The sequence below is a fragment of the Caulobacter vibrioides OR37 genome, from assembly GCF_000372645.1.
Taxonomy (GTDB): domain Bacteria; phylum Pseudomonadota; class Alphaproteobacteria; order Caulobacterales; family Caulobacteraceae; genus Caulobacter; species Caulobacter vibrioides_E.
Genome location: NZ_APMP01000008.1, coordinates 31,830 through 52,312, shown reverse-complemented (window position 1 = coordinate 52,312; position 20,483 = coordinate 31,830). Strand labels below are relative to the sequence as shown.

The window sequence follows — 20,483 nt, the reverse complement described above, 5'->3', positions numbered from 1 at the left end:
ATGACTCCAACGGCAACAACACTCACGGCCGCCGCCTGCGCGATCGCGCTGCTGGCGACCGGCGCAACCCAGGCCGCCCCGCGCTGGATGGAATCGCTGGATCGCGGCGTGGTCGCCGCGCCCGCCGCGGGCGGTGGCGTCCTGGTCAGTTGGCGGCTGCTGGGCGACGACCCGGCGGGCGCGGCCTTCAACCTCTACAAGGGCGGCAAGAAGCTGAACGCCAAGCTCCTGACGGGCGCCACGAACTTCGTCGACAAGACGTCGGGCGCGGGCGGCTACACCGTGCGCCTGGTCAGCAAGGGTGAGGAAGGCCCAGACAGCAAGCCGGCCCAGGTCTGGACCGACGGCTACCTGACGATCCCGATCGAGCCGCCGCCCGGCGGGGTCACGCCGACGGGACAGGCCTATACCTACACCGCCAACGACGCCAGCGTCGGCGATCTGGACGGCGATGGCCGCTACGAGATCATCCTGAAATGGGACCCGACCAACTCTAAGGACAACGCCTTCGGCGGCTACACCGGCGACGTCTATCTCGACGCCTATACCTTGGAAGGCAAGCGCCTGTGGCGCATCGACCTGGGCCGCAACATCCGGGCCGGGGCGCATTACACCCAGTTCCAGGTCTATGACTACGACGGCGACGGCAAGGCCGAGGTCGCCATGCGCACCAGCGACGGCACGATCGACGGGACCGGCAAGGTGCTGGGCGATCCCAACGCCGACTGGCGCGAGACCGGCGGCGAGCGTCCTCAGGCCGACCGCACCGGCGCCGAGGTCAAGGCCGATGGGACCAAGGTCGCCAAGATCCAGGGCCGGATTCTCAAGGGTCCCGAGTTCCTGACCATCTTCGAAGGCGCGACCGGCAAGGCCCTGGTCAGCGCCCCCTATGCGCCGCCGCGCGATCCGCGCACCGATGCGCCCACCGTGGCGCAGATGACGGAGATCTGGGGCGACGGCTACGGCAACCGCTCCGACCGCTTTCTGGCCGGCACGGCCTATCTCGACGGCCAACGGCCCAGCATCATCATGGCCCGCGGCTACTACGGCCGCTCGACCATCGCCGCCTGGGATTTCCGGGACGGCAAGCTGACCCAGCGCTGGCTGTTCGATAGCGCCGCGCCGGGCAACGAGGCCTATGGCGGCCAGGGCAACCACCAGCTCAGCGTCGCCGATGTCGACGGCGACGGTCGTGACGAGATCATCTACGGCTCGATGGCGATCGACGACAACGGCAAGGGCCTGTGGAGCGCCCGCCTCTTCCACGGTGACGCCATGCATGTCGGCGACCTGGATCCCACCCGCCCGGGCCTGGAGAAGTTCGGCGTCCACGAGGAGATGAAGAACAACGGCGGCATCGGCGCGGCCATGCTGGACGCCCGCACAGGGAAGGTGCTGTGGAGCACGCCGTCGGACCATGACGCCGGGCGAGGCCTGACCGCCGACATCGACCCGCGCTTCCCGGGCGAGGAGGCTTGGGGGGCGAACCAGGACGCGCTCTATACCGCCCAAGGCAAGGTCATCGAGGGCGTCAAGCACCCCCGCCAGACCAACTTCGCCATCTGGTGGGACGGCGACGACCTGCGCGAGCTTCTCGACAAGAACCAGATCAGCAAGTGGGACTGGAAGACCGGCCAGTCCGTGCCTCTGCTGACCGCCGAGGGCGTGCTGTCGAACAACGGCACCAAGGCCACGCCAGCCCTGTCGGCCGACATCCTGGGCGACTGGCGCGAGGAGGTGATCTGGCGGGCCGAGGACAACAAATCCCTGCGGATCTACGAGACGCCCTACCCCACCGAGCGCCGCCTCGTGACCCTGATGCACGATCCGCAGTACCGCGTCTCGATCGCCTGGCAGAACACCGCCTACAACCAACCGCCGCACACCAGCTTCTATCTCGGCCAGGGCATGAACACCCCAACGCCCGCGGCCATCGTCACCCGGAAAGCGTCCCAATGAAATCGTTTCTGATCGGCGGCGCGGCCGCCCTGCTGCTGGCGAGCGTCGCCAGCGCCCCCGCGATCGCGCAAGACATGCAGACGGCCGCCAAGCCCGGCGCGCCCGAAGCGCCCCTGGAGTGGATCGATAAGACGACCGGCCACCGCATCGTGCGCCTGTCGCGCGAGGGCGGCAGCTCCAGCCTCTATTTCAACTACAACGCCTATACGCCCAAGGGCGACCGCCTGGTCTTCTCGTCGCCGACCGGCATCACGGCCATGGACCTGAAGACCCGGGCGTTGACCAAGATCGTCGAGGGCAAGGTCCGGCTGCTGTTCGTGGGTCGCAAGACCGGCGCGGTCTATTACGAGCAGAACCTCACCGCCGACCCGATGGGTCCCAAGGCGGTGATGGCCACCGATCCCTACACCAAGGCCACGCGCCAGGTGGCCAAGATGGATCGCGGCAGCTTGCAGACGATCAATGCCGACGAGACCCTGCTGGCCGGGGTCGCGGTGCGCACCGACGTGCCGATCCCGCCGAACCTGGCCGACGCCCTGCCCAAGAACCCCGACGACGTGAAGAGCGCCGATGGCAAGGAGCTTTCCTACGCCGAGGGGCGCGAGGTGCAGCTGAACGCGCGTCTCGACAGCCGTATCCCGATGGAGATCTTCACGATCAACACCGTGACCGGCGAGCGTAAGGTCGTGCACCAGGCCACGGACTGGCTGAACCACCTGCAGTTCTCTCCAACCGATCCCGGCCTGCTGATGTTCTGCCACGAGGGGCCTTGGCACAAGGTCGACCGCCTGTGGCTGGTCCGGACGGACAAGGCGGGCGACACGCCGGTCAAGATCCACACGCGCACCATGAACATGGAGATCGCCGGCCACGAATGGTTCAGCGCCGACGGCAAGACCGTCTGGTACGACCTGCAGACCCCGCGCGGCGAGGATTTCTGGGTCGCCGGCTACGAGATCGCCACGGGCAAGCGCACCTGGATGCACCTGGAGCGCAATTCGTGGTCCGTCCACTTCAACAGCTCGCCGGACGGCAAGCTGTTCGCCGGCGACGGCGGCGACAGCGAGATGGTCGCCCATGCGCCGGACGGCAAGTGGATCGTGCTGCTGAAGCCGCGCGCCATCCCGGACGTCGCGGGCATCCACGCCCCCGGCGCGGAGGCCCTGATCCATCCGGGGGTTCTGGACGCCGAGCGCCTGGTCGACATGCGAGGCCACGACTATCGGCTGGAGCCGAACGTCAACTTCACGCCGGACGGCAAGTGGCTGGTGTTCCGCTCCAACATGTGGGGCGCGAACCAGGTCTATGCGGTGGAGATCGCCAAGGCGCGGTAACCTAAATCGCCCTTCCCCTTTATGGGGGAAGGGTTGGGATGGGGGTGGCCGCTGAGCCGATCACCTGCCGACGGCGCTCGTCATCTGGCGCGGCTCCCCTCCCCTTAGCCCTCCCCATCAAGGCGGAGGGAATGGTTCAGGGACAGGTCGGTCCGCCCAGCTTGGCCTGGTTGTCCAATGGCGCCGGATGGACGTGGCGCGAGATCGGCAGCTTCAGCTTCGAAAGGCTGGTCGCGACCAAGGCGGCGCCCAAACGCGCGCCTTGCTCGTTGATGTGGGTGTCGTCATGTACGCCCTCGGGATAGCGGGCGATGTGGTCGTAGGGTTCGTATTGCAGATAGAGCTGGCGCGACGCCAACCGCCCCCTCGCCTTGAGCGCCGCCATCATGTCGCCGTCGAGATCGACAAGCGGGACCTTCAGGTCGGCCGCGACCCGGCGGATCGTCGCGGCGTAAGGACCATGCGCGTCCTTGGGCTCGCCGTTCTCCCACACCCAGCGCGCGATCGGGGTGACCAGGACGGGCGTCGCCTGCTTGGCGCGCGCATCGGCCACGAAACGTCGTAGATTGACCTCATAGGCGCCGTTCGGATCCGTGAAGCGGACGATCTTCTTGGTGTCGGCGTCGTTGTGGCCGAACTGGATCAGCACGGTGTCGCCGGGACGCAGCTGGGCGACTAGCTGGTCCCAAAGGCCTTCCTCGATGAAGGTCTTGGTCGAACGGCCGCCGCGCGCCAGGTTCACGACCTCGACGGTCGGATCCAGGGAACACTTCAGCACCATGCCCCAGCCCATCTGCGGATACTGCGACGGGCTATAGTTGGCGGCGGTCGAGTCGCTGGCGATGACGATCCGCGGCGAGGTCGAGGCGATGGCGGCGGCCAGAGCGAGGGCGGCGATCATGACTTCAGCTCCGCGAGGATAGAGCGGTTGACGCCGCGACGTCCTTTCGCGCCCGTTGGCCCGCCGCCTCGCGGCGATCCGTCGTGGACGACGCGATCATGGTCAGCCCGCTACTGCAGGTTCACGAAGGCGCCGCCGTCGACCAGCAAAGCCGCGCCGGTGACGTACTTGGCCAGGTCCGAGGCCAGGAACACGATCGGGCCGGCCAGGTCGTCGGGCTCGCCCAGACGGCCCAGCGGTATGCGGCCGGCCATGTATTCGCGCTTGGCGACATCGGCCAGGTCTTCCTTGTTGATCGCCGTCTCGATGGTGCCAGGCAGCACGGAGTTGCAGCGGATGCCGTATTTGCCGAGCGCGATCGCCGTCGACTGCATCAAGCTGTGCACCCCGGCCTTGGTCGGGGTGTAGTGGGTCTGCATACCGCCGCCGACCAGGGCGCTGATCGACGAGACGGCGATGATCGCGCCGCCATGGCCTTGGCGGACCATCTGATTGGCCGCCGCCTGGACCATGTAGTAGGCGCCGAACAGGTTCACCTTCATCGTCCGCTCCATGACCTCGGGCGGCATGTCGAGGAACGCGTGGAACGGGCAGATGCCGGCGTTGTTGACGAACACGTCGATCTTGCCGAACGCGTCGACGGAGGCTTGAACGAAGGCGCTGGCCGTCTCGACTTGGGCGACGTCGCCCTTCACGGCGATGGCGCGGCGGCCCAGAGCCTCGATCTGGGCGACAGCGTCCGCGGCCCCGGCCTCGTCGGCGTGGTAATTGATGGCCACGTCCGCGCCATGCTGGGCGCAACCGATCGCCGCGGCCTTGCCGATCCCCTGCGAGGCGCCGGTCACCAGCACCACCTTGTCCTTCAGCAGCATCACTAACCCTTTTTGTTACGCATTCAGCGGGCGACCCGCTTTCCGTTCCAGCCGAGATCGCGGCCGATGGCGTTGGCCGTGTCGCGCACGTCGTCGACCAGGGATTTCATCCGGTCGTCGTCCATGTACTGAGCCGCGCCGGAGACGCTGATCGCGCCGACGATCTGGCCCGAGGCGCCGCGGATCGGCGCGGCGACGCAGCGGATGCGGTCCTCGTTCTCTTCCAGGTCGAAGGCGACCCCGCGCTGGGCGTAGTCGCGCATCCAGTCGATCCACTGGGCCTCGTCGGGCGCGCCGGGGGCCGGCGGCCCTTCAGAGCGGTAGAGCGCGCGCCAGCGGTCCTCGACCTCGTCCAGCACCAGCGCCTTGCCCAGACCCGTCGAGCGGATCGGCTGGCGATCGCCCACGCGGGAGCTGATATTGATCCGGCGGCGGCCGGTCAGCTTGTCGAGATAGAGAGCGCGGTCGTTGTCGAGAACACCCAGATGCACGGTGTCCTCGGTGTTCTCCCAAAGCTTTTCCAGATGCGGACGAGCCATCCGTGGCAGATCCATCTGCTGGCTGGCCAGATAGCCCAGTTCGAGGAGCTTTGAGCCCAGGCTATAACCTTCGCGCGGGGCCTGCGACAGGAACCGACGCTCCACCAGGGCCGTGGCCAGACGGTGAGTCGTGCTGCGGGTCAGGCCTAGCTGCTTGGCGAGCGCCGGCAGGGCTATCGTGCCGGACTCGGCCACGACGTCCAGAAGATCCAGACCCCGGAAGAGGGTCTGGCTGCCGCTGGGGGCCTTGGGCGCCGTGTTTTCGTCATCCGCCACCGGCTCCGCTCCCCTTGACGCTGGTTTCATTTTGTAGCACTACCTCTCACATTGTGGAACGCAAGGCAAGCGGAACGACGGCGACTCTTCTTGAGCCAGCCGGCCTCGCGCACCGATAGCGTGTCACAGCTTATGTTGGGGAGGTAGGCGGGGCCTAAAAGCTCTGTCACGGGCTTACCGGAAGGTTCCGGCGGGCGCGACCTTCCTTGTTCCGGGCGGCGCGGCCGCCGAAAGCTTGGAGCCTCGTCGTCCATGGCGTTTCCGAAGATCAAGCACGTCCGCGCGTTCGTGGTCCGCGGCGGCGGCGCCGACTATCACGACCAGGGCGACGGCCACTGGATCGACGACCACATCGCCACGCCGATGTCGCGCTATCCGGAATATCGCCAGAGCCGCCAGAGCTTCGGCATCAACGTGCTGGGCACGCTGGTCGTCGAGATCGAGGCCGCGGACGGCACGATCGGCTTCGCGGTGACCACCGGCGGCGAGCCGGCCGCCTACGTCGTCGAAAAGCACCTCTCGCGCTTCCTCGAAGGCCGCGATCCCAGCGAGGTCGAGAAGATCTGGGACCAGATGTACTTCTCGACCCAGTACTACGGCCGCAAGGGCCTGGTGGTGAACGCCATCTCGGGCGTCGACCTGGCGCTCTACGACCTGCTGGGCAAGCTGCGCCAGGAGCCGGTCTATGCCCTGTTGGGCGGCAAGGTGCGCGACGAGCTGACCTTCTACGCCACCGGCGCGCGCCCGGACCTGGCCAAACAGATGGGCTTCATCGGCGGCAAGATGCCCCTACATCACGGCCCTGCCGAGGGCGAGGAAGGCCTGCGCAAGAACATCGAGGAACTGGCCACGATGCGCGAGCGCTGCGGCGAGGACTTCTGGCTGATGTTCGACTGCTGGATGGCGCTGGACCTCAACTACGCCGTCAAGCTGGCCCACAAGGCGCACGAGTACGGCCTCAAATGGATCGAGGAGGCGCTGAGCCCCGACGACTACTGGGGCTATCGCGACCTGAAGAAGAAGGCCCCCGCCGGCATGCTGGTCACCACCGGCGAGCACGAAGCCACCCGCTGGGGCTTCCGCATGCTGCTGGAGATGGAGTGCTGCGACATCATCCAGCCGGACGTGGGCTGGTGCGGCGGCGTCACCGAACTGATCAAGATCGCCAACCTGGCCGACAGCAAGGGCGTGATGATGATCCCGCACGGCTCGTCCGTGTACAGCTATCACTTCGTCATCACGCGCCATAACAGCCCGTTCGCCGAGTTCCTGATGATGGCTCCCAAGGCCGACGAGGTGGTGCCGATGTTCCACCCGCAGCTGATCGGCGAGCCCGTGCCCGTGAACGGCAAGCTGAAGCTTTCCGACGCCCCGGGCTTTGGCGTCGAACTCAATCGCGAGGTCGGTCTGCACCGGCCTTACGCCCGCTAGTCCTCCCTGAAGGCTCCTCCCCAATGAAACTGCTCCGCTACGGCCCCAAGGGCTCCGAAAAGCCCGGCCTCCTCGACGCCGACGGCAAGATCCGCGACCTGTCGGGCCACGTCGCCGACATCACCGGCGCCCAGCTGTCTCCGGCCAGCCTCAAGGCTCTGGCCGCCATTGATCCGACCACCCTGCCCCTCGTCGAGGGCTCGCCGCGCTACGGCTGCCCCGTCGCCGGCGTCTCGAAGTTCATCGCCGTGGGCCTGAACTTCGCCGACCACGCCGCCGAGTCGAACTTGCCGATCCCGGAAGAGCCGGTGCTGTTCACCAAGGCGGTCAGCTGCCTGCAAGGCCCGAACGACCCGGTGATGATCCCGCGCGGCTCGGTGAAGACCGACTGGGAAGTCGAACTGGGCGTCGTGATCGGTTCGCGCGCCTCATACGTCACCGAGGCCGAGGCCCTCGACCACGTCGCCGGCTACGTCCTGATCAACGACGTCTCGGAACGCGCCTTCCAGATCGAGCGCGGCGGCACCTGGGACAAGGGCAAGGGCTGCGACACCTTCGGTCCGGTCGGACCGTGGATGGTCACGTCCGACGAGGTCGGCGACCCGCAGAACCTCGGCATGTGGCTGGACGTCAATGGCCAGCGCAAGCAGGACGGCTCGTCCAAGACCATGATCTTCCCGATCAGCAAGCTCGTGTCCTACATCAGCGAGTTCATGACCCTCGAGCCGGGCGATCTGATCACGACCGGCACGCCGCCGGGCGTGGGCATGGGCCAGAAGCCCGAGCCCGTCTATCTGAAGGCCGGCGACGAGATCCGCCTGGGCATCGAGAAGCTGGGCGAGCAACGCCAAATCGTCGTGGCCTGGTCGAAGGAAGGCGTCGCGTGAGCACCGTCTACGCCAATCGTTTCGCCGGCCGCGCCGCGGTGATCACCGGCGGCGCCTCGGGCCTGGGCAAGGCCGTGGCCGCCCGCATCGTCGCCGAAGGCGGCCAAGTCGCCCTCTGGGACCTCGACGCCGAGAACCTGAAGGCCGTCGCCGCCGACATCGGCGCCGCCCATACCGTAGCGCTCGACGTCTCGGACGAGGCCGCGGTCCTGGCCGCCGGCAAGTCCACGGCCGAGGCCCTGGGCCGCATCGACATCCTGGTCGCCTCGGCCGGCATCACCGGCGCCACCGCGCCCGTGTACGAGTACCCGACCGACAGCTGGAAGCGCGTGTTCGACATCAACGTCAACGGCGTCTTCTACAGCTGTAAGGCCGTGGTGCCGTTCATGCTGGCGGGCGGCTATGGCCGCATCGTCAACGTCGCCTCGGTGGCGGGCAAGGAAGGCAATCCCAACGCCGGCGCCTATTCGGCGTCGAAGGCGGCGGTGATCGGCCTGACCAAGTCGCTGGGCAAGGAACTGGCCACCAAGGGCGTCATCGTCAACAGCCTGACCCCGGCCACCTTCGAGAGCCCGATCCTGGAGCAGCTGCCGCAAAGCCAGGTCGACTACATGCGCGGCAAGATCCCGATGGGCCGCCTCGGCGACGTCCACGAGAGCGCCGCGATGGTCTGCTTCATGGCGTCGGAAGAGTGCAGCTTCACCACCGCCGCGACCTTCGACACGTCGGGCGGCCGGACCACCTTCTAAGCCACGGAGTGACTGGAGCCATGGCGTACATCGGCCCCATCGTCGATCCCCACATGCATCTGTGGGACCTCGATCGGCACTACTACGCCTGGCTCCAGGACAGGCCGCTGCCGAACAATCCGGCCGGCGACATGTCCCCGATCGCCTACAGGTCCTTTGGACTGGACGACTATCTGGCCGACGCGAAGGGCTGGAACGTCGTCCAGGTCGTGCACATCGAGTGCGGCCTGCCGCCCAAGGACCAGCTTTCGGAGACCGACTGGCTGCAGTCGATCGCCGACCAGCGCGGCGTGATCGGCGGCATCGTCGCGGGGGCCAACCTCGATGATCCGGATGTCGAGCCGCTGCTGGCGGCCCATGCCGCCCGCGAAAACGTTCGCGGCGTCCGCCAGATCATCAACTGGCACAAGGACCCGGCCAAGACCTACGGCCCGACCGACAAGCTTCTCGACGCCCAATGGCGCAAGGGTTTCGCCCTGCTGGCCAAGTACGGCCTGTCGTTCGACCTGCAGCTCTACGCCTCGCAGATGGCGATGGCGGCCGAGCTGGCCGACGCTCATCCGGACATCCCGCTGATCGTCAACCACGCCGGGATGCCGACCGACCGCGACGAGGCGGGCCTGGCCGCCTGGCGCGAGGGGATGGCCGCCCTGGCCAAGCGCCCGAACGTCAGTTGCAAGATCTCGGGCCTGGCGATGGTCGATCGCGCCTGGACCACCGCCACCCTCAAGCCCTTCGTCCTTAGGGTCATCGAAACCTTCGGGATCGAGCGCTGCCTGTTCGCCAGCAACTTCCCGGTCGAGAAGGTGCACGGCACGTTCGGCGCCTTCTACGCGGCCTATGACGCGATCACGGCCGGGTTCAGCGACGAAGAGCGCGAGGCGCTGTTCGCCGGCAACGCCCGGCGCATCTACCGGCTGGCCTAATCAGAACAAGAACGACCGGAGGAAGACGATGACGACCCCGATGGCGCAAAGCCGCCCCCTCGCCTTCCGCATGCAGCTGAAGCCGGGCGTCGCCGCCGAGTACGAGCGCCGCCACGACGAACTGTGGCCCGACCTCGCCGAGGCCCTGCGCGATGCGGGCGTCCACGACTATTCGATCTTCCTGGACGAGGAGACCATGAGCCTCTTCGCCGTGCTGCGCCTGCGCCCCGACCACAAGAAGGACGCCCTGCCGCTACAGCCGGTGATGAAGCGCTGGTGGGACTTCATGGCGGACCTGATGGAAGTCCACCCCGACAACAAACCCGTCGAGTGGCCGCTGAAGCCCGTCTTCTACTTCGAGGGTTGAGTGTGCGCTTCGCGCCCGTTCTAGGCCTGATGGCGACTTTGCTGGCCACGCCCGCCGTGGCCGACCCCGCGCGTCTCGACGCGCGAAGCGCCGTCGCGGCAAAGGCGCCGCGGGCGCACGCGATCACCTGGGACAAATACTCGTTGAAGGTCGACGGCCAGCGGGTGTTCTCGTGGGGCGGCGAGTTCCACCCTTTCCGCGTCCCCAGCCCGGACCTGTGGCGCGACATCCTCCAGAAGATGAAGGCCAGCGGCTACAACACCGTCGCGGTCTATTTCGACTGGGGCTACCACTCGCCCAAGCAAGGCGTTTACGACTTCAGCGGCGTGCGCGACATGGACCGCATGCTGACCATGGCCCAGGAAGAGGGCCTGTACGTGATCACCCGCGCCGGCCCCTACGTGAACGCCGAGTTGACCCGGGGCGGCTTCCCGGGATGGCTGGTCAACCAGCAGGCCCGCGCCCGCACCGACGCGCCGGAATACCTCCAGGCCGCCGATGAGTGGCTGAGCCGGATCAACGCGGTCGTGGCCCGCCATCAGCTGACCACGGGCCAGGGCACGGTCATCGCTCACCAGATTGAGAACGAGCTGGACGTCGTCGGCCCGGCGCAACAGCGCTACATGCGGTGGCTGGCCGACAAGGCCAGGGCGGACGGCATTACCGTTCCGATCTTCCACAACGACAAGGGCCGCAACGGCTACTGGGTCCCGAAGGGCTCGAACGTGCCGGGCACGGTCGAAGGACCGACCGACCTCTACGCCTTCGATGGCTATCCGGGCGGCAACTGCAAGGTCGACTCCACGCCGTCCAGCCCCGGCGTCGCGCCCGACTGGGGTATTTACGGCCCCGGCGGCGCCAAGGGCGGGGCCTCGGCCAGCCCGAACACGCCCGGCTTCCTCGCCGAGTTCGGCGGCGGCTGGTTCGACTACTGGGGCAGCAACGGCGACTACGACTGCACGGCCATCCACCGCGGCGTCGGCTATCAGCGGGTGTTCTACGCGACCAACATCGCCAACGGCATCACGCTGCAGAGCTTCTACATGACCTATGGCGGGACCAGCTGGGGCTGGCTGCCGGCCCCGGTCGTGTTCACCTCCTATGACTACGGCTCGGCGATCGACGAGGCGCGCGGCCTGCGCGACAAGGCGCGGGTGATGAAGCAGATGGGCGAGTTCGTCGCCGCGGTTCCCGATCTCACCCGCATGGACAAGGGCGAGGCCGTCGTCCCATCGAACGACAAGGTCCGCGTCTATCACAACGTCAATACCGAGACGGGCAGCCACCTCTATGTGGTGGTTCACAATCCGAGCAGCGCCACCGGCGACGAGACTTTTACCTTCACCGTGAAGACCCGCGACGGCCAGTACGTCGTGCCCAGCCGGATCAAGGGTCAGGACAGCAAGATGCTGATGGCCAGCTACGATCTGGGCGGCCAGCGGCTGGTCTATTCGACGTCCGAGATTCAAACGCACCTGAAATGGAACGACGGCGATCTGGCCCTGCTGTACGGCCGCACCGGCGAGGCGGGTGAGACGGTGCTGCGCTACGCCAGCCCGCCGAAGGTCGAGGTCATCGAGGGCGACGTCCAATCCGCCTTCGACGCGGCCAGGGGCGACCTGAAGCTGACCTACGCGCACAAGGGCCTGGCCCGGGTTCGCATCACCGGCGGCGGCCGTTCGCCGCTCACCCTGCTGCTCGCCGACGCCGAGACGGGCCAGACCTTCTGGCGGCGCGACGACGTGCTGGTCCGGGGGCCAGGCCTCGTGCGCGGCGAAGCGGCCAAGGGCGGCGTCCTCTCCCTGACCGGCGACACCGAAACCGACAGCCCGCTGGAGGTCTTCGCCCCCAAGGCCGTGACGGCGATCCGCTGGAACGGCGCCAAGGTCGCCACCAAGCCCACCGCCTCGGGCAGCCTGCTGGCCGAAAGGCCGCTACCCGGCCCGGCGGCGATCACCCTGCCCGACCTCGCCAAGCTGGACTGGAAGACCGCGCCCGGCTCGCCCGAGGCGGATCCGAAGTTCGACGACAGCGCCTGGATGAGGACGGAAGGCCGCCGGGGCGGCTCGACCGTGCGCGGCCCCACCGGTCAGCCGACGCTGGACATGAGCGCCTACGGCTTCCACAACGGCGACGTCTGGTACCGAGGCCGCTATCACGGCCGCGCCGATATCGACACCCTGACCCTGCACTACGGCGGCGGCGGCGCGGGGATGCTGCAGGTCTGGCTGGACGGCCGCTTTCTGGGTCAGCACGAATTGGACGGCGGCCTGCCCCGCCCGATCACCACCGGCGTGGCGACCTTCAAGCTGCCCGAGGATCTGCGCGGAACCGGCGAGCACGTGCTGTCGGTCATGGTTCGCGACAACGGCCACAATTGGGACCTCGACGCCGACGACTTCCACAAGGAGGCCCGCGGCCTGGTCTCGGCCTCGCTGTCCGGTCCGGGGACCTACAGCTTCGCCGCGCCGATCGCCTGGAAGATCCAGGGAAACAAGGGCGGCGAGGACATCCAGGATCCGGTGCGCGGCGACGCCAACAATGGCGGCCAGTATGGCGAGCGCGAAGGCTGGCACCTGCCCGGCTTCCCCGACGCGGCCTGGGCCAAGGCCGACATGGCCGACACCAAGCCGTATGCCGGCACGACCTGGTACCGCGCCAGCTTCGACCTGGCCCTGTCCAAGGACCAGGACACCACGCTGGGCCTCTCGATCGGCGATCCGGCCCTGCCCCGCTCGCCCAACAAGCGCTATCGCGTGCTGATCTTCGTCAATGGCTGGAACATGGGCCAGTTCATCGCCAACGTCGGCCCCCAGCGAACCTTCGTGCTGCCCAGCGGGATCGTCGATCCGCACGGCAAGAACACCCTGGCCCTGGCCGTGACCAGCGACGGCGCTCCCGGCGACGCGCTGGAGGCCGTCAAGCTCGTCAATCTGCGGACCGTGCGCGGCGGCATCCCCGTGGCCCGCGTCCCCGCCCCCGACTTCAAACCCTGATACCCGACTTCTGGAGACCACCCGTGCCCAATCTCGCCCATGGCCTCGACGCCAAGGACATCAAGGCCAAGATCGCCGCCCTGATCAGCAACCTCGTCGACATCACCGACGAGACCGGCGAGTTCCTGCTGCGCCTGGACGACGGCCGCGTCATCGACACCAAGGGCTGGAACGACTGGGAATGGACCCACGGCGTCGGTCTCTACGGCCTGTGGAAGCAGTACGAGATGCATGGCGACGAGCGCGCCTTCGACATCATGGTCAAGTGGTTCGCCGATCGCTTCGAGGCCGGCACCCCGACCAAGAACATCAACACCGTCTCGCCGTTCCTGACCCTGGCCTATCTCTACGAGGCCACCGGCGACCACACCTACATCCCCTATCTCGAGACCTGGGCCGACTACGTCATGTACGAAGGTCCGCGCACAGAGGAAGGCGGCTTCCAGCACATCGTCTTCAACAGCGAGAACCCGCAGCAGCTGTGGGACGATACGCTGATGATGAGCGTGCTGCCGCTGGCCAAGATCGGCCTGCTGCTCGACCGCCCCGACTTCGTCGAGGAGGCCAAGCGCCAGTTCATGGTCCACATCAAGTATCTGGCCGACCGCAAGACCGGCCTGTGGTTCCACGGCTGGACGTTCCTGGGCCGTCACAACTTCGCCGACGCGCTGTGGGCGCGCGGGAATTGCTGGGTGACGATCGCGATCCCGGAGTTCATCGAGCTTCTGGACCTCAAGCCGGGTGATGGCCTGCGCGCCTTCCTGATCGACGCGCTCGAAGCCCAGATCAAGGCGTTGATGCGGTTCCAGGACGCCGAGACCGGCCTCTGGCATACGATCATCAACGACAAGACCTCGTACCTGGAAGCCTCGGCCACGGCTGGCTTCGCCTACGGCATCCTGAAGGCCGTGCGCAAACGCTATATCGGCAAGGAATACGAGGCCGTCGCCATCCGCGCCATCAAGGGCGTCCTGGCCAATATCGATGAGGCGGGCGAGCTGCAGCAGGTCTCGTTCGGCACGCCGGTGTTCGACACGATCCAGGGCTACAAGGACATCCCGCTGACCTCGATGCCCTATGGCCAGTCGCTGGCCATGCTGGCCCTGGGCGAGTTCCAGCGGGCCTTCATCTAACCACCATCACATCAACCGGTCCGGCTAGGCCGGACCGGCCAAAGGGGCGTGAAGACCCCGCTTCCAAGGGACAAGAGACCAACATGGCCATGCCGGACACCCGCAAACCCACGTGGGCCGCCTATTGGGGCTGGGGCTCCGGCGACATGCTGGGGGCCGGCGCGCAAGCCGTGATCACCGGCTGGCTGGCCTTCTTCTTCATCAATTTCTGCGGCCTCTCGCCGGTCGAGACGGGCCTGATCCTGGGTCTGCCGCGTCTCTTGGAGGCGATCACCTGCCCGTTGATCGGCTACGTCTCCGACAACCTGCGCCACACCTGGATCGGCCGGAAGGTCGGGCGGCGGAAGATCTTCCTTATACTGACCATCCCGCTGCTGCCGGCCTTCGCCCTGATCTTCGTCGCGGGCCAGACCTTCGTCTACTACCTGGCGACCTTCGTCTTCTTCGAGTTCGTCTACACGATGTTCCTGATCCCGTGGGAAACCCTCGCGGCGGAAATGACCAAGGATTACAAGGAGAAGGCCAAGTTCGCCGGCGTGCGGATGCTGATCGCCCAGAGCTCGGCGATCCTGGCCTCGTACCTGCCGACCCTGATCATCAGCCACTTCGGCGGCAAGGACTCGCCGTCGACCTTCCTGATCATGGCCGCGATCTTCGGCGGGCTGTTCAGCCTGGTGGTGACCATCGTCGTGCTGACGACCTGGGAGCGCCCCTACACCGAGGCCGAGAAGCTGATCCAGCCCGAGCCCATGGACTGGGGCAAGGCGGCGATGATCCCGGTGAACATGTTCCGCGACCTGTTCTCGACCCTGCGCCTGAAGGCCTTCCGCCAGCACCTGTCGCTGTATCTGGGCGGCTATATCAGCCAGGACGTCTTCAACACCGCCTTCCCGCTGTTCGTCACCACGGTGATGCTGGGCTCGACCCTGCTGATCTCCCAGCTCATGACGACCATGTACGTGGCCCAGCTGATCTCGGTGATGATCGCCATCAACGTCATCATCCGCACCGGCCCGGTGGTCGCCTATCGCTGGGCCATCGCCAGCGTCAGCGCGGCGCTGCTGCTGTTCCTGGCCTTCTATCTGATCCGGCCGGCCGGCTTCGCGGCGGGCGTCGAGCGGCTCGACGGCAATATCTTCAGCGCCCTGCTGCCCGGCGGTTTCAACGCGACGGTCGTGTTCTGGCTGTTCGTTCCCATCATCCTGGCGGGCCTGGGCCGCGGGACCCTGAACTTCGTGCCGTGGGGCGTCTACAACTACCTGCCCGACGTCGACGAGGCGGTCACCGGTCAACGCCGCGAGGGCATCTTCGCCGGGGTCATGACCCTGACCCGCAAGGTCGCCCAGTCCGGCGCGATCGTGCTGACCACCAGCCTGATCGGCATGGGCGGCTTCGTGGCGGCCGACAAGAACCACCCGGGCGCCGTGACCCAGACGCCGCACGCGATCCAGGTGGTGACCCTGGTCATGGTCGGCCTGCCGATCCTGGTCATGCTGGCCGGCATGGTCATCTCTTGGTCGTTCCGCCTGAACGCCAGGACGCACGCGGTGCTGGTCCACGAGGTCGAGCGCCTGCGCGCCGGCGCGACCGAGGCCGAGACGCCGGAGTCCAAGCGGATCGTCGAGGACCTGACCGGTTGGAAGTGGGAGCGGCTCTGGGGGCGCTAATCCCCCAAATCAAGCCGTTCGAACGCGCGACGCGCCCGAACCTCGGAGGCGCGCGTGGAAGCGCCAAATACCCGCACGCCCCTCATGCACGCGGCAAGAGGACCTGACCCTCGCCATCGGCGCGGATCTCAATTCGTGTCCCGAACCGCGTCGAGCGGGCGGCTAGGCGACGCAGGATCGTTCCGCCTCGCTTAGGGCCGGCGAAGGTTGGCGCGCCCCGCGTGGTCATGTCCGAGGGCCCTCCAAGCCCGATCTCGTTCAAGACGATGGGGAGCAGCCTGACCGAGACACACCGCCCGCCGTCGAAGGCGCATTCCGCGACTACGCTTTCCCAAGCCTCGGCGGGATAGGCGCCTTGTGGCTTCTCCGTCTGGAAGATGAAATTGCCAAGGCCGAAGAACAGCGGAGCCGCGCGATGAACCTCGAGGCCCTGCGCCACCGGCGCTCCATGTCCTACGAACGCCGCCGCCCCCGCCTCCACGCACCGATGGGCGAAGGTCCGCTGCCAGTCGGGAACGTCGGCCATGTCCGGTTCCCAGTCGTGGTTGTGGTGATAGACCACCACGACTCGGGCCCGGCGGCGGGCGACAGCGATAGCCTCCAGGATCCGCGCGGCGTCCGCCTCGACCACCTGACCGGCGGCGTCGCGGCGCAGCTCGTTGACGCCCGGACGCCCCATGGCGGCGGCCCCGCCTTCGCGGATCTTGCCCGTGGCGAAGGCGACGAGGCCCACCGCCCCGACCGGCGTCGCGCGCCAGGCCGGCTCCGATGCGCTCGCGAGGTCAAGGCCGTTCCCGCCGAGGGCAGACCCGCGGCCCGGATCGCGTCGAGCGTATCGACAACGCCCCCCGAACCCAGGTCGAACGCGTGGTTGCCGGCCGTGGCCAGCAGGTTGACGTGCACGCCCTTCAATGTCTCCAACACACCCGCGTCGCCGGCGTGCAAGGTCAGACGCTCGCGCGTGGGGGCGCCCGCGCGCGACCCCTGGATCACCGTCTCGAGGTTGGTGAAGCAGACGTCCGCCCGGGCCAAACGGGCGGCGATCGCCGCGCGGCCCGGCCAATGGGCCGGCGAAAGCTCATGCTCGATCAGCGACTGTCCCAGCAGCGTCAGGCGCAGGTCTCTCCGACCGCTCGCCCGGGCCGCGACCGACGCCGTTAAGGCCGAGGCGAATCCCGCGGCGAGAAGTCGTCTGCGATCCATGGAGCCTTTCCACCCGCCGAAGCCGTAAGGGCGTAGGGTTAGGACCGTGACGCGCGGTCCAGCTAGATCATGCGCCCAGCGCATGACGTGATGTCTCACGGCGCGCGGGCGTCACGTCAAACCTTCGCGGCATGTATGAGTTCGGGGCAGAAAATCGGGGAGACCATACCCTGACGACATGGCCCGATCAGCAAATCCAATAACATTGCGCGCCGAAACCGTCGAAACCTAGGCTTTGACCGTCGGCAGGGGAGCTTACGCGCGGTCGGCGCGGAGCGTGGCTGACGGACAGGGGATCAGTTGATGCAAGCTTCGACCTTGCGCGCCTTGTGCGCCGGAACCGCCCATGTGGCCTTGCTGGCCGCGGGCCTCGCCGCGCCCGCCCACGCTCAGACGAACGCCGCCCCGCCCCGGGCGGACGAGGCCGTGGCGATCGACACCATTATCGTCACCGGTTCGCGGATCCAGCGGCGCGACGCCGACGCCGTTGGAGTGGTCACGACCCTGACCGAGCAGGACATCAAGAATTCCGGCGCCAACTCGGTGGGCGAGCTGCTGCAGAAGCTGCCGTCGGCCGGCGTCAGCCTCAGCAGCAACGGCACCCAGGGCACGTCCTACGGCGCGAGTTCTATCAACCTGCGCTATCTCGGCGGCGCCGAGGGCAGCGGCAACCGGGTTCTGGTCTTGGTCGACGGTCACCGCTGGGTCGACGGCGTGGGCCAACGGGGCTTTCGCGACTTCGTCGATCTCAACACCATGCCGCTGGGCATGATCGAGGGCGCCGAGGTTCTCAAGGACGGCGCCTCGGCGATCTACGGCGCGGACGCCATCGCCGGCGTGGTCAACCTGAAGACCCTGCGCGACTTCGACGGCGTGAAGGTCCAGGCCAAGTACGGCGTCAGTTCGCATGGCGACGGCGCCTCCTATTCGGGCGTCGCCAATTTCGGCAAGCGCTTCGACAAGAGCGCGCTGATCGTGTCGCTGAGCTACGTCAAGGACAAGCCGATCCTCACGGCCGACCGCGACCTGACCCGGGTGACCCTGGTCCCGACGACCTCGGTCGGCACCAGCCCCAACGGTCTCTATATTCTTCCGGGCCTGTCGAATAACACCTATTTCGGCACGCCTGCGGGCTTCGCCGCCTCGGCCACGCCCGCGGCCCTCACGGCGGGTTCGACCATCGGTTCCGGCAGCGCGGCCGACGATGCTTTCCATACCGCCAGCCTGCCGGGCGACTATTACAACACCCAGGCTCAAGGCATCTATTCGACAGGTCCCAGCGAGCGCTACGGGATCTATGGCCGGTTCACCAGCGACCTCACCGATAAGATCAGGCTGAAGGTCGAGGGCCTGTTCAACGAACGCAAGTCCGACCAGCTCTTCTCGCCGGTCCTGCTGGATATCGGCGGTTCCGCCGGCACGATCCGCGGGTTCGCCATCTCCAGCAAGCAAGCCTACAACCCGTTCGGGGTCGCCAACGGCGTGCCCGCCGCCAACGCCCTCGGCTTCGCCGCCAACCAGGCCTGGCGCATCCGCAAGGTGATGAACGAGGTCGGCAACCGCGACAACGTCCAGGACGTGAAGACCTATCGCATCGCCGGCGGATTGGACGGCGAGTTCAGCCTGCTGGGTCGGGACTGGAAGTGGGACGTCTATGGCCTCTATTCCAAGAACAAGATCCAGACCCAGGCCCTCAATAGCGTCAACTACGACAACCTGGCCTTGGGCCTGAGCGACGCCTGCGCGACCGCGGCCGGCTGCACGCCGATCAACCTGTTCGGGACCATGACCTCCGCCCAGGCCGCTTACATTCGCTATACCGCGCGGGAGTCCAACCAGACCGAGATCTACGACGTCACCGCCAACGTCACGGGCGAGCTCTTCCAACTGCCCGCCGGACCGCTATCGATCGCCGCCGGTTACGAGCACCGCACGAACAAGGCCCTCGACACGCCCGACGCCTTCGTCAACGCCCTGCCCACCTACATCCCGACTCCGGCGGCGGGCGCCGCCTACGCCAGCAACACCACCACCACGGTCCAGACCCGCAGCCCCACCAAGGGTCAATACAGCCTGGACGAAGTCTATGTCGAAGCCGCCGTGCCGCTGCTGAAGGACGCCGCTCTGGCCAAGAGCCTCGATGTCAGTCTGGCGGCGCGCTACTCCGACTACGACACCGTGGGCGGCGACAGCACCTTCAAGGTCGGCGTGGGCTGGAAGCCGATCAATGACATCCTGGTGCGCGGAACCTATTCGCAGGGCTTCCGCGCGCCCTCGATCCTCGAACTCTACCAGGGCGGCCGCCAGACCAGCTTCCAGGGCGCGGACCCGTGCAACGGCGGCGCCTCGGCCAATCCCAAGCTGCCCGGCTGCGTGGGCGTTCCCACCGGCTACAACCAAGCCAACTACAATCTGAACGGCCTGATCCCCGGCACCATTTCGGGCAACACCAAGCTCAAGGCCGAGACCGCCGACACCTACAGCGCCGGGCTGGCCCTCAAGCCGCGCTTCCTGCCAGGCCTGACCGCCACCATCGACTGGTACGAGATCACCGTCCACGACGCGATCGCCAGCCAATCGGCCACCCAGATCCTCAGCCTTTGCGCCCAGCAGGGCGGCGTATTCTGCGGTCTGGTCACCCGCGACGCCTCGACCGGCGCCATCACCAATCTGGTGCAGGGCGTTCAGAACCTGTCGCAGATCAAGACCTCGGGGATCGACAGCACGATCCGATACGAGTTCAGCACAGATCTGGGCCGCTTCGCCGCCGTGCTCGACACCTCGTACCTGGAGAGCTTCAAGACCACGAGCCCCAATCCGGCGGGCGGAGCCCCCATCGTCGACGAGCGGGCCGGCAAGGGCGACCAGCCCCGGGCGACCTATCCTCACTGGAAGGGACAGACCTCGCTCGGCTGGAACAAGGGGTCGTGGAACGCCCTCTGGCGCGGCCGCTACATCGGCGGGAGCACGGACGTGACCAACCCCGTCAAGGACGCCCACACCAAGGCGATCTTCTACAACGATCTGGAGGGCGGCTATCAGTTCGACAAGTACGACACCGCCGTCAGCGTCGGGGTGAGCAACCTGTTCGACAAGGCGCCGCCGGCTTCCTACGCCAACGCCCCCATCAACTACGATATCTACACCTACGACGCGCGCGGCCGGTATGCCTATGTGCGCGTCTCGGCCAAGTTCTAGGCTGGTCGCCGGAGCGGTCCGCCAAGGCCGCTCCACCGCCTTCCT

General features: G+C 67.1%; 14 protein-coding genes and 1 pseudogene. 11 read left to right on the top strand and 4 right to left on the bottom strand.

Annotated features, from left to right (window positions below):
- Complete coding sequence (locus tag OR37_RS08915; protein ID WP_004618398.1) at positions 1-1,959, top strand: rhamnogalacturonan lyase; 1,959 nt, start codon at positions 1-3, stop codon at positions 1,957-1,959.
- The gene (locus tag OR37_RS08910) at positions 1,956-3,293 is read left to right on the top strand and encodes an oligogalacturonate lyase family protein (protein ID WP_004618396.1); all 1,338 of its coding nucleotides are present in this window, start codon (positions 1,956-1,958) and stop codon (positions 3,291-3,293) included. Before OR37_RS08915 ends, OR37_RS08910 begins: the two co-directional genes overlap by 4 nt.
- Positions 3,294-3,429: 136 nt before the next feature.
- On the opposite strand, the gene OR37_RS08905 is transcribed toward OR37_RS08910, so the two are convergent.
- The 3 genes from OR37_RS08905 to OR37_RS08895 all read right to left on the bottom strand — a co-directional run bounded on the left by OR37_RS08905 (position 3,430) and on the right by OR37_RS08895 (position 5,911).
- Entirely contained in the window at positions 3,430-4,194 is a 765-nt protein-coding gene (locus OR37_RS08905; protein WP_004618394.1) for a rhamnogalacturonan acetylesterase, read from the bottom strand.
- A gap of 110 nt (positions 4,195-4,304) precedes the next feature.
- Positions 4,305-5,066, bottom strand: a complete 762-nt coding sequence (locus tag OR37_RS08900) for an SDR family NAD(P)-dependent oxidoreductase (protein WP_004618392.1) — start codon at positions 5,064-5,066, stop codon at positions 4,305-4,307.
- A gap of 23 nt (positions 5,067-5,089) precedes the next feature.
- Positions 5,090-5,911 (bottom strand): IclR family transcriptional regulator, encoded by an 822-nt coding sequence (locus tag OR37_RS08895; protein ID WP_054508533.1) that lies wholly within the window; start codon positions 5,909-5,911, stop codon positions 5,090-5,092.
- 222 nt (positions 5,912-6,133) lie between these two features.
- On the opposite strand from OR37_RS08895, the gene rhmD reads away from it, so the two are divergent.
- From rhmD to OR37_RS08855, 8 genes are all read left to right on the top strand, one after another.
- Entirely contained in the window at positions 6,134-7,312 is a 1,179-nt protein-coding gene (gene rhmD / locus OR37_RS08890; RefSeq protein ID WP_004618388.1) for an L-rhamnonate dehydratase, read from the top strand.
- 23 nt (positions 7,313-7,335) lie between these two features.
- A complete protein-coding gene (locus OR37_RS08885) occupies positions 7,336-8,199 on the top strand; it encodes a fumarylacetoacetate hydrolase family protein (protein ID WP_004618386.1) in 864 nt (287 codons plus the stop codon).
- On the top strand, positions 8,196-8,948 hold the full coding sequence (locus tag OR37_RS08880) for an SDR family NAD(P)-dependent oxidoreductase (RefSeq protein WP_004618384.1): 753 nt from the start codon (positions 8,196-8,198) through the stop codon (positions 8,946-8,948). The genes OR37_RS08885 and OR37_RS08880 overlap by 4 nt, the downstream gene beginning before the upstream one ends.
- 20 nt (positions 8,949-8,968) lie before the next feature.
- Entirely contained in the window at positions 8,969-9,874 is a 906-nt protein-coding gene (locus OR37_RS08875; RefSeq protein WP_004618382.1) for an amidohydrolase family protein, read from the top strand.
- Positions 9,875-9,902: 28 nt separating this feature from the next.
- Positions 9,903-10,241 carry an L-rhamnose mutarotase gene (gene rhaM, locus OR37_RS08870; RefSeq protein ID WP_004618379.1) on the top strand — a complete coding sequence of 113 codons (339 nt, stop codon included), beginning with the start codon at positions 9,903-9,905 and terminating at the stop codon, positions 10,239-10,241.
- A gap of 2 nt (positions 10,242-10,243) precedes the next feature.
- Entirely contained in the window at positions 10,244-13,237 is a 2,994-nt protein-coding gene (locus OR37_RS08865) for a glycoside hydrolase family 35 protein (protein WP_004618376.1), read from the top strand.
- Positions 13,238-13,260: 23 nt separating this feature from the next.
- Positions 13,261-14,370 carry a beta-galactosidase BglB gene (gene bglB / locus OR37_RS08860; RefSeq protein ID WP_004618374.1) on the top strand — a complete coding sequence of 370 codons (1,110 nt, stop codon included), beginning with the start codon at positions 13,261-13,263 and terminating at the stop codon, positions 14,368-14,370.
- Positions 14,371-14,453: 83 nt separating this feature from the next.
- Entirely contained in the window at positions 14,454-16,037 is a 1,584-nt protein-coding gene (locus OR37_RS08855; RefSeq protein WP_004618372.1) for an MFS transporter, read from the top strand.
- A gap of 82 nt (positions 16,038-16,119) precedes the next feature.
- Here the strand turns inward: OR37_RS08855 and OR37_RS21000 are convergent.
- A pseudogene (locus tag OR37_RS21000) lies at positions 16,120-17,240 on the bottom strand (CapA family protein).
- Positions 17,241-17,543: 303 nt separating this feature from the next.
- On the opposite strand from OR37_RS21000, the gene OR37_RS08845 reads away from it, so the two are divergent.
- A complete protein-coding gene (locus OR37_RS08845; RefSeq protein ID WP_004618367.1) occupies positions 17,544-20,438 on the top strand; it encodes a TonB-dependent receptor in 2,895 nt (964 codons plus the stop codon).
- Positions 20,439-20,483: the final 45 nt, after the last annotated feature.

Coding starts and splice junctions, on each gene's coding strand:
- OR37_RS08855 (WP_004618372.1), top strand. CDS start 14,454: ATGGCCATGCCGGACACCCGCAAACCCACGTGGGCCGCCTATTGGGGC.
- OR37_RS08905 (WP_004618394.1), bottom strand. CDS start 4,194: ATGATCGCCGCCCTCGCTCTGGCCGCCGCCATCGCCTCGACCTCGCCG.
- OR37_RS08915 (WP_004618398.1), top strand. CDS start 1: ATGACTCCAACGGCAACAACACTCACGGCCGCCGCCTGCGCGATCGCG.
- rhmD (WP_004618388.1), top strand. CDS start 6,134: ATGGCGTTTCCGAAGATCAAGCACGTCCGCGCGTTCGTGGTCCGCGGC.
- OR37_RS08900 (WP_004618392.1), bottom strand. CDS start 5,066: ATGCTGCTGAAGGACAAGGTGGTGCTGGTGACCGGCGCCTCGCAGGGG.
- OR37_RS08885 (WP_004618386.1), top strand. CDS start 7,336: ATGAAACTGCTCCGCTACGGCCCCAAGGGCTCCGAAAAGCCCGGCCTC.
- rhaM (WP_004618379.1), top strand. CDS start 9,903: ATGACGACCCCGATGGCGCAAAGCCGCCCCCTCGCCTTCCGCATGCAG.
- OR37_RS08910 (WP_004618396.1), top strand. CDS start 1,956: ATGAAATCGTTTCTGATCGGCGGCGCGGCCGCCCTGCTGCTGGCGAGC.
- OR37_RS08875 (WP_004618382.1), top strand. CDS start 8,969: ATGGCGTACATCGGCCCCATCGTCGATCCCCACATGCATCTGTGGGAC.
- OR37_RS08895 (WP_054508533.1), bottom strand. CDS start 5,911: ATGAAACCAGCGTCAAGGGGAGCGGAGCCGGTGGCGGATGACGAAAAC.
- OR37_RS08845 (WP_004618367.1), top strand. CDS start 17,544: ATGCAAGCTTCGACCTTGCGCGCCTTGTGCGCCGGAACCGCCCATGTG.